Here is a 13,955-nt window from a genome sequence, read left to right as displayed (position 1 = left end):
GGAATAAAAAACATGATTACGATATATATGAATTAAAAGAATTTTAAAGTAATAGAGGTCCTGCAAGGGAAATTGCAGGACCTCAAAAGGGTATTGCCGAGATGTCGGACTCGACTACGTAATATTAGCATAAAATTCTTTCGAAATAACCTGGTAAATGCGACCAAATGAAAAGGATAATTTTTAATAAAGTTAAAGGGATCTGCTTCCCGCGGCAGACCCCTTTAACTAGATAATGTTGATGAGCAAAGACTCATCTAGAGTATCTTCATAATAACAAATGAAATTCACTTTGTGTATTGAGAAAAAATGAATTGCTTGTATGAATGTAGCGGATTTATATTTTGCTTTTTGGAATTATAATCATTTGTGGAGAGTGGAATAGGGTTCTAAAATGGAGAAAAGACTTTTCAGCCAGGATATCATACATTGCAATATGTAAGGATAAAAAAGACCTGCTAATTTTAAGCAGGTCAACATAAGGGGTTTATCTAACAGATTATTATATATGGTAACAACTGTATTGTAGTAAGTCTATAAGTTATATGTTGAGAAAATTTGTTTGAATAATATATATTTGGCACATGTATTAACGTTTAAAAAGTTGAGAAAGGAAATTCATAAGCTTGCTATAAGAAAATAAGGGCTGATACTTATAAAATGATTCATATTTCCACGCATCATTATTAGAGAATTGGAGTTGTTTATTTGACTCTTTAGGCTTGATGGAACTATTGTAACTACGTTTCATAATTTAACCTCCTCAAATTCATATGTATACGATTAGTAGTATTCTAGGAAGGGGAATAAAATGAATATTTATATTGAAATTTTTTCTTCTTATGTACTAGATTTGTGTTTTTTATATTGTAAAACGTAGGAAGCAACTAGAACTCAAATACTTATAAAATTCAAAGTGGCGAGAATCAATTTGATGACAGATTATATAACTCTGGCATTCATCACTTTCATGACGCATAAGTGATGATATAATAGGAATAGATGAAAGATATAGAAAAGCAGGTGAATCTTTTTTGTTTACAAAAGCACAAGAACTTTTAGCGTCTTATTTCGGTTATTCGTCATTCCGAAGAGGACAAGATGAAACAATTAAAAATGTATTAGATGGGAAAGATACAGTTTGTATTATGCCTACGGGCGGTGGTAAGTCAATTTGTTATCAAATTCCCGCATTAGTATTCGAAGGAACGACATTAGTTATCTCACCTTTGATTTCACTTATGAAAGATCAAGTAGATACATTAATACAAAACGGTATTTCCGCTACATATATTAATAGTTCTATTTCTATTACAGAAGCGAATCAACGAATTCAATTGGCGAAACAAGGGCATTACAAGTTGCTTTACGTGGCGCCTGAGCGTCTTGATTCTATGGAGTTTGTTGATCAACTTATCGATATGAAAATCCCGATGATAGCAATTGATGAGGCGCACTGTATTTCGCAGTGGGGTCATGATTTCCGTCCGAGTTATTTGCATATACATCGCATATTAGATTATCTTCCAGAAAAACCACTCGTTTTAGCATTAACAGCAACAGCAACACCACAAGTACGTGATGATATTTGTAATACGCTTGAAATTAATCAAGAAAATACAATTATGACAACGTTCGAACGCGAGAACTTATCGTTTTCAGTAATTAAAGGACAGGATCGTAATGCGTATTTAGCAGATTATATTCGTCAAAATCAGAAGGAATCTGGGATTATTTATGCAGCTACAAGAAAAGTAGTCGATCAGTTATATGAAGATTTAGGGAAAGCAGGAGTTTCGGTATCGAAATATCATGCTGGTATGAGCGATCACGATCGAAATGAACAGCAAGAACTCTTTTTACGAGATGAAATCAGCGTTATGGTAGCGACATCAGCGTTTGGAATGGGGATTGATAAATCGAATATTCGTTACGTTATTCATTATCAACTTCCAAAAAATATGGAAAGTTACTATCAAGAAGCAGGACGTGCTGGTCGTGACGGATTAGATAGTGAATGTATTTTGCTATATTCTTCTCAAGATGTGCAAGTGCAGCGCTTTTTAATTGATCAATCAACTGGAGAATCACGTTTTTCAAATGAACTTGAAAAACTACAAAATATGACGGACTACTGTCATACAGAACAATGTTTACAATCATTTATTTTGCAATACTTTGGAGAAGAACCGAAGGAAGATTGTGGCCGCTGTGGTAATTGTACTGACGATCGTGAAAGTATTGATGTGACGATAGAATCACAAATGGTTCTATCGTGTATGATCAGGACGAACCAACGATTTGGAAAACAAATGATTGCACAAGTTTTAACTGGATCAAAAAATAAGAAAGTCATTGAATTTAATTTTCATACTTTACCAACGTATGGCCTTTTATCAAACCGTAGTGTAAAAGAAGTCAGTGAGTTTATTGAGTTTTTAATTTCGGACGAGTTAATTGCAGTTGAACATGGTACATATCCGACATTAAAAGTAACGGAAAAAGGGAAAGAAGTATTGCTTGGTAAAGAAAATGTTTTACGAAAAGAACGAGTTGAAACGCGACAAATCGTCCAAGACCATCCTTTATTTGAAGTGCTTCGTGAAGTGCGTAAAGAAATTGCGCAAGAAGAAGGTGTACCGCCTTTCGTTATTTTCTCTGACCAAACATTAAAAGATATGTGCGCGAAAATGCCGCAAAGTGACTCCGAACTTCTAGCTGTAAAAGGAATAGGAGAACATAAACTTGTGAAGTACGGTTCTCACTTCTTACAAGCAGTTCAGCACTTTATTGAAGAAAATCCAGACTATGCGGAAACGATTAAGATGGAAGTTGTTACAGAGCATAAAAAATCAGGAAAAGCTTCAGCAAATTCCCATTTAGAAACGTATGAAATGTATAAACAAGGCATTGATCTAAGTGAGATTGCGAAAGAGCGTGGTCTATCGAGACAAACGATTGAAAATCATTTAATTCGCTCTTTTGAAGATGGAATGGAAGTAGATTGGAAAAGCTTTGTTCCAGCAGCGTATGAATCTCTTATTGAAACTGCCGTGCAAAATGCAGAAGGTGGATTAAAGTCTATTAAAGAGCAGCTTCCAGATGAAGTGAGTTACTTTATGATTCGTGCTTATTTACAAATAAGAAAGTAGAGACATATAAAGGGGATAGGGATATATGCATCACGTTTTCGTTTATGGCACGTTAAGAAGAGGGCAAACGAATGCTCATTATATGCAAGGAGCAACATGCATCGTAGACGGAGCATGGACGTATGGCAAATTATTTGATACAAACGAAGGGTATCCTGCAATGATTTGCCCAAGTGAGGAGAAAGTATATGGTGAAGTTTACGAAGTAGATGATGAGGTTTTGCAAAAGTTAGATGAACTCGAAGAATATACAGGTAATGCAGAGACTGATTTATATGATCGAATTACACAAACGGTATATTTTGCTGATAAAGAAATACATGCATATGTGTATGTTGCTCAGGATAAAGAGATATTAAAGAAAATCATTGATTCTGGGGATTGGATCGTGTATCAAAAAATATAATAAAAGCAGCTAAGGATAAATTGGTAAGCAGATAATGGAATAATTCATTATCTGCTTTTTATTTTGTTTTCAGTCGAATTTCTCATTTTTTATATTCCTATAAAAAGAATAGCGTTTTTTTTCGTTATATGGATACAAATTTACATTATCTTGATAATAGTAATAGGCGAGAACCTATTATGTTTAACCAATAATAAAATGACACAATTGACAAAATATGCATCGGTGTTATAATGTTACATTGTTATCAAGGTAACAAAATAGTATTATTTGCGGTAAGGATGTGAAATTATGAAACAAAATAATGAGCAAATAAATGAAAAGAATATAAAAATTAAAGTTGAACGTGTGCAAACTGGAATTAGGATGGAAAAAAGAATGGTAAAAGTTTTGAAAGCGATGGCAGAATATCATGATATTTCATTAGGTGTTCTTCTTGAAAGAATTGTTCTTCATTCTTTTGAAAACAAACCTGTGTTTAGCGATGAAAGTCTTGAAAAAGTTAAAGCCATAAAAGAAGTTTACGATATGGATTATGGCCTAGAAATAAGTCGTAAGTGGAATGATTCGGATAACTAGAATATTAATAATACCATTTAGATTTTATGTAAAAGATCTATGAAATATAGAAATGAATATAAAGTATCAGGAGCGATATTAAATGAAATTTAGTACATTAACCATATTTGATAATTACCCCAATCGATTATCCCGAACACCTAAACAATTCTATAATGAGGTATTAGAGCAAGCCGTTCGGGCTGAAGAAGTGAATTTTGATGGGGTATGGTTTGCAGAACATCACTTCTCAGATTTTGGTATTAATCCTTCTCCAGCAGTTCTGCTCGCTGCGGTATCTCAAAGAACGAATAGAATTCGCCTCGGTGTGGGTGTTTCAGTACTGCCATTACACAACCCTATACGAGTTGCTGAAGATTATGCGATGGTTGATCTTTTATCAAACGGAAGATTAGACTTGGGGCTAGGTAGTGGATATGCACAGAAGGAATTTGATGGTTATAATATTTCATTGGAGGACAAAACCGAGCGTTTTAACGAGTCTCTAGAAGTGCTACGTAAGGCATGGTCAGGCAAGATTTTTTCTCATCAAGGGAACTTTTTTCAATACAAAGACCTTAGGCTTAATGTTCAGCCAACACAAGCTCCGTTTCCGCCTCATTGGATTGCAACCTCTAGTGAAAAAGGTGTTAATCATGTTGCTAGTATGGGAAACAATTTCATGGGGCTTGGGTTTAGTAAATCACGAGATGAATTAGCAAAGCTGATTGATACTTACAAGAATACGTATCTAAAGTCAGGATACGGTAATCCAGAAGAGTTGGAAATCCCTATTGCATTTCATGTTCATGTTGGTGAAACATATGCAGATGCTGAATCAAATGCAAAAGGTCCTTATCAACTATTTATGAATACTCCGCGTGGGACGAATATTTCATATGAAGACCTTAAACATAAATTCGATCCAGTAATAGGAAGTCCTGATGAAGTTATTAAACAAATTCAGTCCTACAGTGAAATAGGTGTTACGAATTTTATGGCAGTAATGAATTTTGGTGGATTAGAACATCATAAAGTGCTTTCATCTTTAGACTTATTTGGTAAGTATGTAATTCCTGCATGTAAGTGAAAAATTGATTGTTCCCCAAAACAAAAAAATGAATGTAATTCTCATAAATAAATATAGAGAAAAAATTTCCTTTGAGGATACTTCAAAATCTTAGCTGATGGGTATGGGCTTATCCCTACCTTTTCTTTATTTTGGAAAATTCTCACTTAAACTATTGACTTTATGATTGTGTTTTTTATAGAATTATATCTCGACTGAAAAAATTGGAACGGACAGGAGGGAATCATCAAATGAGTAACATATTTGAAGAAGAATTACAGAAAATGAAAGATATTTTATGTACGATGGATGAGCAATTAGAGCAGCTTGAAAAAATCCCGGTTTATTATGGAGAAGATTTTAAAGAGCAAATTCTTGAAAGTATGAGGGAGTCTAATAGACAAAACTTACGTATTGGTGTGCAAGAGCCGTACTTTGGAAGATTAGACTTCCAGGAGGATGGCAAAGAAGATGTTATGCCGATTTACATCGGTAAAGTAGGTGTTTCAGATAAAGATACGATGAAACCGATGGTTATTGATTGGCGAGCACCTGTCGCAAGTATGTTTTATTCATTTACCGGTGGAGAAGAATTAGCGTTTTATCATTCACCAGACGGGTTAGTAGAAGGCGATGTTTATTTAAAAAGAAATATTTCTATTCGAAAAAGAGAGCTTGAACGTGTTGTTGATACATATGTGAAAGGAAATGAAGATGTATCGCATGCTGATGATTTTCTTCTATATCGATTAGGTGAGAATAAAGATAATAAATTGAAAGATATCGTTTCGACTATACAATCGGAGCAAAATAATATTATTCGTGCGGAAAGAAACTTACCATTATTAATTCAAGGGGTTGCGGGAAGCGGAAAAACAACGATCGCTTTACATCGCCTTGCTTTTTTAATTTATGAATACCGTGAACAACTAGAGGCGGAGAGAATGATTGTATTTGCTCCAAACAGTTTGTTTTTAGACTATATTTCGAGTGTACTTCCTGAATTAGGTGTAGGCAATATTAGTCAAACAACGTTTCCAGATTGGGCATTACGTACGTTAGATGGTTCGGTGAAACTGAAGCAGACAGAAGAAAAATTGAAAGAAGCTTTTTCAATTAATCGTGATGAAAAAAAGGTTATGCTCGGTAAATTGAAAGGCACACTGGAATTTAAGTCGTTTATTGAAGAGAGAATGGTTCAATTTGAAAAAGATTTAGTACCGACAAAAGATTTTGAGGCGTGGGATAAAGCAGTTATTCCAGTGGAAGACGTTAAAAAATGGATGCAAGTTGAATATAAACATTATCCATTAAAGAAAAGAAGAGAACGTTTAGTCGGCCGTATGAAGCGCTGGATTGAAATTGAACTTAAAAAGTTTGGAGAAACAAACGAGAAAAAGTTACTAAAAAAAGAAGCGACAAAGAGATTGAACACATATATGAATTTTTGGCCAAAGATGAGCCCACTTTCACTATACAGTTCAATGTTGAAAAGTAAAGAAATACTCGACGTATTACCTGAAGAATTAGTGCAAGAAACAGAAAAGAATTGTCGTAAAAAAGAAGTGTATGTAGAAGATTTACCTGCTTTAATTTACATACATCATCGCATAACAGGTATTGAAATCGGACAGAAGTTTCATCACGTCGTTATTGATGAAGCGCAGGACTTCTCACCATTCCAAGTTTATGTACTAAAAGAAATTACACTAGGTAATTCTTTCACTATATTAGGTGATTTATCGCAAGCAATTTATGATTATCAAGGAATTGAAGACTGGAATGCCTTTAAGGAAGTCTTTCAAGAAACAGGTTATTATGAACTGACGAGAAGTTATCGTTCGACAAAAGAAATTATTGAATTTGCGAATGAAATAATTAAAAATGCAGAAATTCCTGTAGGGCTTGCTACACCTGTTTTCCGTAGTGGTGAAGAAGTAAAGGTAATTCATGCAGAGGATCAATTTACTGAAGTTTTGAAGACATTACAGCATTTGCAAAATGAAGATGTGAAAACAATCGCGGTAATTGGAAGAACAGATGATGAATGCCGTGATATATATGAGAAGTTAACAAATGCAGGGTTGACTGTTAATGTCATTGAAGCAGATCAAAGTAAATACGAGGGTGGTATTTCGGTAGTGCCTGTCTACTTAGCAAAAGGTTTAGAATTTGATGCAGTACTTCTAATCGACGTTGATGAGGAGCATTACAAAAATACAAAACATGATGCGAAGTTATTGTATGTTGGATGTACGAGATCTCTTCATGATTTATGGATTTTCCATGGCGGGGAAGCATCACCTTTAATTAAGGGGTAAAAATAAATAAAAACTTCAAGAGGACTTTCTAGTAATAAACAGAAAATCCTCTTGTTTTTCTATATAAAGATAGGGGAGAGAATGAGTATGATTACAAAAGTAATAACGAAAAGAAATTGGGAAGTCGCAAAAACAACTGGAGAAATTAATGAAGCCTCTCTTAAAGATGAGGGGTTTATTCATTGTTCATTATTAGATCAAGCTTTAAAAGTTGCTCAAAAACATTTTAATCATGAAGAAGAGGTTTTATTACTTACAATTAATCCATCCCTGGTAAAAGCAGAAATAAAATATGAACTTGCTTCAAACGGTCAAGAATACCCGCATGTATATGGAGTAATCAATGTTGAGGCGATTGTAGAGGTTGTCCCATTTTCTAAAGAAAAAGGAGAGTTTATATTACCAGAGATACAAAGTTAAGCGTGTTATAGATATTTAAGTTGGCTAGAAAAGCACAAATCATATAGTTTGTGCTTTTAATTATGTATTTTTTTGGTAAATAATCATTGTTTTTGTCACACTAATACTGTACGATACATAGTATAAAACATATACTGTATGACATATAGTAATGGAAATGAGGTGAATAAATGGATGCTTTATTAAATTCGTTAATTACTGAGCTAAGAAGAGGGACATTAGCATTAGCGGTTTTAAGCCAATTAAGAACGCCGCAGTATGGATATTCACTGGTCCAATTATTGGAGCAATCGGGGATTATAATTGATCAAAGTACTTTATATCCACTACTTCGCCGATTAGAAAAGCAAGAACTAGTGACGAGTAGTTGGGATAAAACGGAGAGTAGACCTCGAAAGTATTATGTTTTAAGTGAATATGGATTAGAGATATTTTTACAGTTGAAAAAGGAATGGATAAAGGATTCGAAAGAACTTTATAACCTATTGAAGGAGGAGGACGAGAATGAGTTTGATTGATATCTACGTCGAGGAAGTTGCGAAGAGATTACCTGAAAAAAATCGTGAAGATATTATACTTGAACTACGGTCAACAATCGAGGATATGTTACCTGATGATTATAATGAAGACGATGAAAAAAGTGTTCTTGAAAAATTAGGGAGTCCAGTCTCATTGGCTAATGGGTACTTGGATAGACCGATGCATTTAATTGGACCACGTTATTTTGATGTGTATATGACTTTATTAAAAATGATTATACCGATTGCGGTTGTTATTGCGCTTATTTCAATGGTTGCAGAAAATTTTATTGGCTATAGTGGTGATCAGGCGGTATTAAATGTAATTTTAAAAATGATAGGTGAAGGCATTGGAAGGACATTGGAAGTAGGTCTCCAAGTATTTTTCTGGGTAACAATTGTTTTTGCTATTTTAGAAAGAACGGATAAGGAAAAAGATGCGCACCCATTAACAACAAGTTTTAAAAAATGGACACCAGATGATTTGAAAAGCATCTCGTATATCCCGAAGAAAAAGGCGATTTCAAAGTTTGAAGTTTTTGGAGGGCTGATGTGGACGGCAGTATGGGCAACGCTTTATTTTTATGCCAATCATCTTGTAGGCGTATATGAAGGTACTGAAAATGGACTGAATTTTGTCGCGCCAACTTTCAATCAAGATGTTTTACTCCAGTACTGGCCAATCGTTGTTATTATGATCGTTTTCGAAATAGGTATATCACTTTATAAATTAGTACAAGGACAATGGACGCAAAGGTTGGCAATTGGGAATGCTATTCTTCAAGTAGCTGGAACAATAGTATTCATTGTAATTGTAGTAAATTCGCATTTATTTAACGAAGGATTTATTACGTATGTGGCAAATGTGTTTACTATGTCCCCAGAGGAATTTAAAACGTGGTTAATCGGCGGTGGAATTTTTATTTACACACTGTCTGCTGCAATAAATATATTTGATGGTTTCCGAAAAGCTAGTATTCGTATGTGGAAATGAATCAGGAATTCCGATAATATGAAACCATTTAGAAGATAACCATTATGAAAGGAAGAAAACAATGATAAGGGAAGCAACGAAAAAAGATTTAGCATGTATTTTAGATATTTATAATGATGCGATAGTTTATACAACAGCTGTATATGCTTATAAACCTGTAACCCTTGAAAATAGAATAGATTGGTATGAACAAAAAAAGACTGACGGTTATCCAATTTTAGTATACGAACTAGATAATAAAGTAGTGGGATTTGCAACATTCGGTCCATTTAGGGCATGGCCTGCTTATAAATATTCAGTTGAACATTCGATATATGTTGATAAGGAATATAGAAAAAATGGAATTGGGACGTCTTTAATGAAAGAACTAATAGCTATTGCACAGGAAAGAGAATATATGACGTTAATTGCTGGGATTGATGCAGAAAATGAAAAAAGTATTGCTATGCATAAAAACTTTGGGTTTGTTCATTCAGGGACAATAAAAAAGGCTGGTTATAAATTCAATAGATGGTTAGACTTAGCTTTTTATCAATTGGAGCTTAATGGGCCAAAAAATCCTGCGGAGGAATAGAAATGTTCGTTCCGATAATTATAAAGAGATTATTATCGGAAGGTAAGAGCTGTACCTTGTAAATAATAGTTTATAGTTCATTATTTTCAAAAGGTAGTATGAAGGAATTTCATGCTACCTTTTTGTTGTAAGCACAAATATGGTTTAACAAAAAAAGGGGTTTTAAAATTTAATATCGAATTTTGAGAAGATGATAAAATGATATAAAAAGAGGAATGAATATGCAGACTGTCAGACAGGTGGGTTGCCCACCACTACAATAAATATTGGTATAATGGGAATGTTTAATGAACTCCCGTTTCTTTATGTAATTGGAGGGAAAGATTTACCCGAGCGAGTTCATAATATAGAGGTTGATGAAACTATTACAACAGCTTTGAAATACATATACAAAGAATATAGTGAAAGCATGCTAGGAGTGAGCGATTGAAAAGAAATTTAAAAATTTCAACGATCATCATATTAATTGTAACGATTATTGCTTTGGAAGTTGGAATCGCACTATACGATCACAATTTGTCATTAGATACAATTTACTTTGCAGCGATACTCATTTGTATTGTATTGCTTTTTGGCACTCGTATTTCTGAAGAGAGAGAAAGTACATCGAAACAGAGACGAAGAAAAACAGCTCTTATATTTTGGTCATCTATTTTATTGTCAATCGTTAGTTTTGCAGTTATAAGTTATGCAAGAAAAGGCTATGTCTCTGTACCAGGGATAATTGGTTTTTCATGCTTTGTTATATATGGCGGATTTGTATTTATTAGTATTTTAAAGAAAAGAAATAAAAATTAAATGTAGCTTACTACGTTGAAAGGAAGAAATATATGAAACGCATAGAGAACGGTACTCGTACTGAAGGCGAATACATAAAAAATAAAGTAATTCAATATAACATGTCTATCTTAACAGATGAAGTAAAACAACCGATGGAGCAAGTAAGTTTCGTAGTGAAAGATGAGGAAGGGAAAATCTTTGGCGGCGTAACAGGAACGATGTATTTTTATCACCTTCATATCGATTTTTTATGGGTTGATGAATCAGTTCGCCATGATGGATACGGCAGTCAATTGTTACATAAAATTGAAGAAATTGCAAAGGAAAAAGGGTGTAGACTAATATTACTAGATTCATTTAGTTTCCAAGCACCAGACTTCTATAAAAAGCATGGTTACCGAGAATATGGTGTTGTTGAAAATCACCCGAAAGGTCATAGTCAACACTTTTTAGAAAAGAGATTATAATAATATTATGTATACTAGTTGGTGGGAAAAATAATATGTACACGTATAAATTACAACATGAACAACCAATCTGTGCAGAGAAAATAAAGAAGCTTTACGATTCTATCGGCTGGTGGCCAGAAAGAAAAGAAATCGATATTGAAAAAATGTTAAAGAATAGTATAGCAATTGGAGTATGGGAAGATAACGAATTAATTGGATTTGCTAGAGTTGTTTCTGATGGTGTTTTTCGAGCGTACATAGAAGATGTTGTCGTCCATGAGAGTGTAAGAAATAAAGGAATTGGTGAGAAGATGCTAACAATGTTACTGAAAGAGATTTCTCATATTGATATTGTTAGTCTATTTTGCGGAGAGAAACTAATAAAGTTTTATGGTGAACAGCAATTTCAAGCGACAAAGCAAATTGTGATGCATAGTAATCAAATAGTGAAAGAATAAGAGGTGCTAGAAGAATGAATGCAACGAGAGAGTATTGTTTATCGAAAAGAAAAGCGACAGAAGATTCTCCAGATGGCTGGAGTGCAACATGTATGAGACTCAATAATAAAATATTTGCGATAGTGAACCATGAAGAAGGTGAAAAAGCTGCGATTACATTAAAGTGTGATCCGGAACTTGCTTTGCGAATAAGAGAAGATTATCCAGAAACGATTATTCCTGGATATCATATGAATAAAAAGCATTGGAATACAGTGTACATACATAAAGATGTAGGGAAAGAACAAATTAATAAGATGATAGATTGGTCGTATGATTTAGTACTACAATCATTTTCAAAGAAAAAGCAGCAAGAGATAATGGATTAAATACAAAGTGAAGTCGACCATAAATAGCTAGTAAAATGATTATATTTTACTAGCTATTTACAGTTTTAAATTATAAAATAGGGGATTTTGAAATGAATACGAAACGAAATAGATTACTATATGCAGTGTTTATTATAGTTGTTATTATTTTAGGTCTTAGTTCAAGAAAGTTTGCTTTTGCATTACCTGATCTATTAAATGACTACTTAGGGGATGCATTATGGGCATTAATGATTTTCACTGGATTTGGCTTTTTATTTCCTAAAATAGAAACGAAGAAATTAGCTTTTATTAGTTTGCTATTTTGTTATGGGATTGAAATTAGCCAATTGTACCATGCGGCTTGGATAGATAGTATTCGTGCAACGACTTTAGGTGGACTCGTATTAGGGTACGGATTTTTATGGAGTGATTTAGTGGCTTATACAATTGGTGTTGGTGTAGGAATGTTTTTTGAGTTTATGTTACGGAAGAAATAAGAGATTTAAAAAAGGGGGATTTGTATATGGAGCATGCACTGGAAATTGCAAAGTTTTGGTTTCAAGATAAAGATGTCACAGCTACTGAAATTCAACCTAACGTAACGAAGATTCATTGTAATAAAAAAGCGTATATTTTAAAGGAAAAGGGATCGATAAAACAGTTTCTAGTTGAACTAAATGTATTAGAACAGCTTGATGAAAAAAGAGTTAAAGTACAAAAATTAGTGAAAACGAGAAATGATGAAAGGTACGTATTTTATAGAGAGAAGAATTATTGTTTGTACGAATATGTTGCCGGAAGTGTACTAGAAATAAAAGATACAGAAAAGCTAAAAGTGCTAGGAAGTACAATTGGAGAGGAAATAGCTAATTTACATCACGAACTAAATTCAGTGAATAGTGCTAACGAGTTAATAAAAAGAGAGTTATATAAAGTGGTATACGAATGGGCGTTACCGAATTTAGTAAAGAATGAGCATGTTCATCGGAATGTAATTCAAAAAATGGATCAAATACATACAACTTTCAAGGAAACGGTTCACTCATTACCGAAACAAATTATTCATCGCGATATGCACTTATCAAATGTAATCTTTAAAGAAAGTGATTTTCAAGGGTTTATCGATTTTGAACTTCTAGAAGAAAACGTTAGAGTATTCGATTTATGCTATTGCTGTACAAGTATTTTAAGTGAGATATTTAGTGATGAAACATTAAGAGGGAAATGGTTACAAATTGTAAGTGGAATTTTTAAAGGATATTATAAGCAAAACATTTTAACGAGAGAAGAACTAAAATCAATTTGGTATGTAATGCTTTCAATTCAAGTTATATTTATTACTTATTTTGTTCAGTTAAAAGATTTACTAAAGTTAAATGAAGAGATGTTTTTATGGATTTTTGCTAATAAGGAAGATATTGAAGAATCTATAGAAAGAATCGTACTCATATGAAAAAAATTATATTAATTGGTTCTGGTGGTTCAGGAAAATCTACATTAGCAAGGCTGTTAGGAAATAAACTAAAAATACAGGTGTATCATCTTGATGCGTTATTTTGGAAACCGAATTGGGAAGGTGTTCCGAGGGAGGAACAAAGAACAGTTCAAAATGACTTAATTAAAGAAGAAAAGTGGATTATTGATGGGAATTATGGCGGGACAATGGACATAAGAATTAACGCAGCTGATACAATTATCTTTCTTGATATTCATAGAACAATATGTGTTTATCGTGCTTTTAAAAGAATTGTGCAATATCGGAATAAAACAAGACCGGATATGGGAATATCCTAAGTCGAAAAGACCTGCAATTATAACAAGACTGGATCAATTAAAAAAGCATAAAAGAGTTATTATTTTAAAAACACCAAGTGAGGTTCAACGATTCTTAAAGGAAGTACGGTAA

Annotated in this window: 15 protein-coding genes and 2 pseudogenes; all 17 read left to right on the top strand. The window is 33.4% G+C overall.

Annotation, left to right across the window (positions count from 1 at the left end; translation table 11 throughout):
• Nucleotides 1-1,034 precede the first annotated feature (1,034 nt).
• The 17 genes and pseudogenes from recQ to MHI07_RS12970 all read left to right on the top strand — a co-directional run bounded on the left by recQ (nucleotide 1,035) and on the right by MHI07_RS12970 (nucleotide 13,955).
• Nucleotides 1,035-3,152: a DNA helicase RecQ gene (recQ, locus tag MHI07_RS13050; RefSeq protein ID WP_215578718.1), complete on the top strand. Its 2,118-nt coding sequence runs from the start codon at nucleotides 1,035-1,037 to the stop codon at nucleotides 3,150-3,152.
• A 25-nt stretch (nucleotides 3,153-3,177) separates the two neighbouring features.
• The gene (locus MHI07_RS13045; protein ID WP_215578716.1) at nucleotides 3,178-3,558 is read left to right on the top strand and encodes a gamma-glutamylcyclotransferase family protein; all 381 of its coding nucleotides are present in this window, start codon (nucleotides 3,178-3,180) and stop codon (nucleotides 3,556-3,558) included.
• A gap of 291 nt (nucleotides 3,559-3,849) precedes the next feature.
• Complete coding sequence (locus MHI07_RS13040) at nucleotides 3,850-4,137, top strand: hypothetical protein (RefSeq protein ID WP_088229249.1); 288 nt, start codon at nucleotides 3,850-3,852, stop codon at nucleotides 4,135-4,137.
• 82 nt (nucleotides 4,138-4,219) lie between these two features.
• Entirely contained in the window at nucleotides 4,220-5,206 is a 987-nt protein-coding gene (locus MHI07_RS13035; RefSeq protein ID WP_215578712.1) for an LLM class flavin-dependent oxidoreductase, read from the top strand.
• Between the two features lie 230 nt (nucleotides 5,207-5,436).
• On the top strand, nucleotides 5,437-7,506 hold the full coding sequence (locus MHI07_RS13030) for a HelD family protein (protein WP_340824220.1): 2,070 nt from the start codon (nucleotides 5,437-5,439) through the stop codon (nucleotides 7,504-7,506).
• Nucleotides 7,507-7,593: 87 nt separating this feature from the next.
• Nucleotides 7,594-7,926: a DUF952 domain-containing protein gene (locus tag MHI07_RS13025; protein ID WP_215578708.1), complete on the top strand. Its 333-nt coding sequence runs from the start codon at nucleotides 7,594-7,596 to the stop codon at nucleotides 7,924-7,926.
• A gap of 170 nt (nucleotides 7,927-8,096) precedes the next feature.
• Complete coding sequence (locus tag MHI07_RS13020) at nucleotides 8,097-8,444, top strand: PadR family transcriptional regulator (protein WP_215578706.1); 348 nt, start codon at nucleotides 8,097-8,099, stop codon at nucleotides 8,442-8,444.
• A complete protein-coding gene (locus MHI07_RS13015; RefSeq protein WP_002200244.1) occupies nucleotides 8,431-9,438 on the top strand; it encodes an HAAS signaling domain-containing protein in 1,008 nt (335 codons plus the stop codon). The genes MHI07_RS13020 and MHI07_RS13015 overlap by 14 nt, the downstream gene beginning before the upstream one ends.
• A gap of 61 nt (nucleotides 9,439-9,499) precedes the next feature.
• Nucleotides 9,500-10,012 carry a GNAT family N-acetyltransferase gene (locus MHI07_RS13010; protein WP_215578704.1) on the top strand — a complete coding sequence of 171 codons (513 nt, stop codon included), beginning with the start codon at nucleotides 9,500-9,502 and terminating at the stop codon, nucleotides 10,010-10,012.
• 235 nt (nucleotides 10,013-10,247) lie between these two features.
• Nucleotides 10,248-10,442 (top strand): annotated as a pseudogene (locus MHI07_RS13005) (serine hydrolase); the annotation flags it as partial.
• Entirely contained in the window at nucleotides 10,439-10,810 is a 372-nt protein-coding gene (locus MHI07_RS13000; RefSeq protein ID WP_215578702.1) for a hypothetical protein, read from the top strand. The pseudogene MHI07_RS13005 and the gene MHI07_RS13000, both read left to right, overlap by 4 nt.
• 32 nt (nucleotides 10,811-10,842) lie before the next feature.
• Nucleotides 10,843-11,259 (top strand): GNAT family N-acetyltransferase, encoded by a 417-nt coding sequence (locus MHI07_RS12995; protein WP_215578700.1) that lies wholly within the window; start codon nucleotides 10,843-10,845, stop codon nucleotides 11,257-11,259.
• 35 nt (nucleotides 11,260-11,294) lie between these two features.
• Complete coding sequence (locus tag MHI07_RS12990) at nucleotides 11,295-11,699, top strand: GNAT family N-acetyltransferase (RefSeq protein ID WP_340824211.1); 405 nt, start codon at nucleotides 11,295-11,297, stop codon at nucleotides 11,697-11,699.
• A gap of 14 nt (nucleotides 11,700-11,713) precedes the next feature.
• Nucleotides 11,714-12,067 (top strand): MmcQ/YjbR family DNA-binding protein, encoded by a 354-nt coding sequence (locus MHI07_RS12985; RefSeq protein WP_215578698.1) that lies wholly within the window; start codon nucleotides 11,714-11,716, stop codon nucleotides 12,065-12,067.
• Nucleotides 12,068-12,159: 92 nt separating this feature from the next.
• A complete protein-coding gene (locus tag MHI07_RS12980; RefSeq protein WP_215578696.1) occupies nucleotides 12,160-12,546 on the top strand; it encodes a ribosomal maturation YjgA family protein in 387 nt (128 codons plus the stop codon).
• Between the two features lie 26 nt (nucleotides 12,547-12,572).
• Nucleotides 12,573-13,502, top strand: a complete 930-nt coding sequence (locus tag MHI07_RS12975) for a phosphotransferase enzyme family protein (protein WP_340824205.1) — start codon at nucleotides 12,573-12,575, stop codon at nucleotides 13,500-13,502.
• Nucleotides 13,499-13,955, top strand: a pseudogene (locus tag MHI07_RS12970) (DNA topology modulation protein). Before MHI07_RS12975 ends, MHI07_RS12970 begins: the two are co-directional and overlap by 4 nt.

The sequence above is a fragment of the Bacillus sp. FSL H8-0545 genome (genome assembly GCF_038006105.1).
Classification (GTDB): Bacteria; Bacillota; Bacilli; order Bacillales; family Bacillaceae_G; genus Bacillus_A; species Bacillus_A cereus_U.
The sequence above is the reverse complement of the archived record's forward strand: the minus strand, read 5'-3'. Positions and strand labels throughout refer to the sequence as shown.

Coding starts and splice junctions, on each gene's coding strand:
- MHI07_RS13045 (WP_215578716.1), top strand. CDS start 3,178: ATGCATCACGTTTTCGTTTATGGCACGTTAAGAAGAGGGCAAACGAAT.
- MHI07_RS13040 (WP_088229249.1), top strand. CDS start 3,850: ATGAAACAAAATAATGAGCAAATAAATGAAAAGAATATAAAAATTAAA.
- MHI07_RS13035 (WP_215578712.1), top strand. CDS start 4,220: ATGAAATTTAGTACATTAACCATATTTGATAATTACCCCAATCGATTA.
- MHI07_RS13030 (WP_340824220.1), top strand. CDS start 5,437: ATGAGTAACATATTTGAAGAAGAATTACAGAAAATGAAAGATATTTTA.
- MHI07_RS13025 (WP_215578708.1), top strand. CDS start 7,594: ATGATTACAAAAGTAATAACGAAAAGAAATTGGGAAGTCGCAAAAACA.
- MHI07_RS13020 (WP_215578706.1), top strand. CDS start 8,097: ATGGATGCTTTATTAAATTCGTTAATTACTGAGCTAAGAAGAGGGACA.
- MHI07_RS13015 (WP_002200244.1), top strand. CDS start 8,431: ATGAGTTTGATTGATATCTACGTCGAGGAAGTTGCGAAGAGATTACCT.
- MHI07_RS13010 (WP_215578704.1), top strand. CDS start 9,500: ATGATAAGGGAAGCAACGAAAAAAGATTTAGCATGTATTTTAGATATT.
- MHI07_RS12995 (WP_215578700.1), top strand. CDS start 10,843: ATGAAACGCATAGAGAACGGTACTCGTACTGAAGGCGAATACATAAAA.
- MHI07_RS12990 (WP_340824211.1), top strand. CDS start 11,295: ATGTACACGTATAAATTACAACATGAACAACCAATCTGTGCAGAGAAA.
- MHI07_RS12985 (WP_215578698.1), top strand. CDS start 11,714: ATGAATGCAACGAGAGAGTATTGTTTATCGAAAAGAAAAGCGACAGAA.
- MHI07_RS12980 (WP_215578696.1), top strand. CDS start 12,160: ATGAATACGAAACGAAATAGATTACTATATGCAGTGTTTATTATAGTT.
- MHI07_RS12975 (WP_340824205.1), top strand. CDS start 12,573: ATGGAGCATGCACTGGAAATTGCAAAGTTTTGGTTTCAAGATAAAGAT.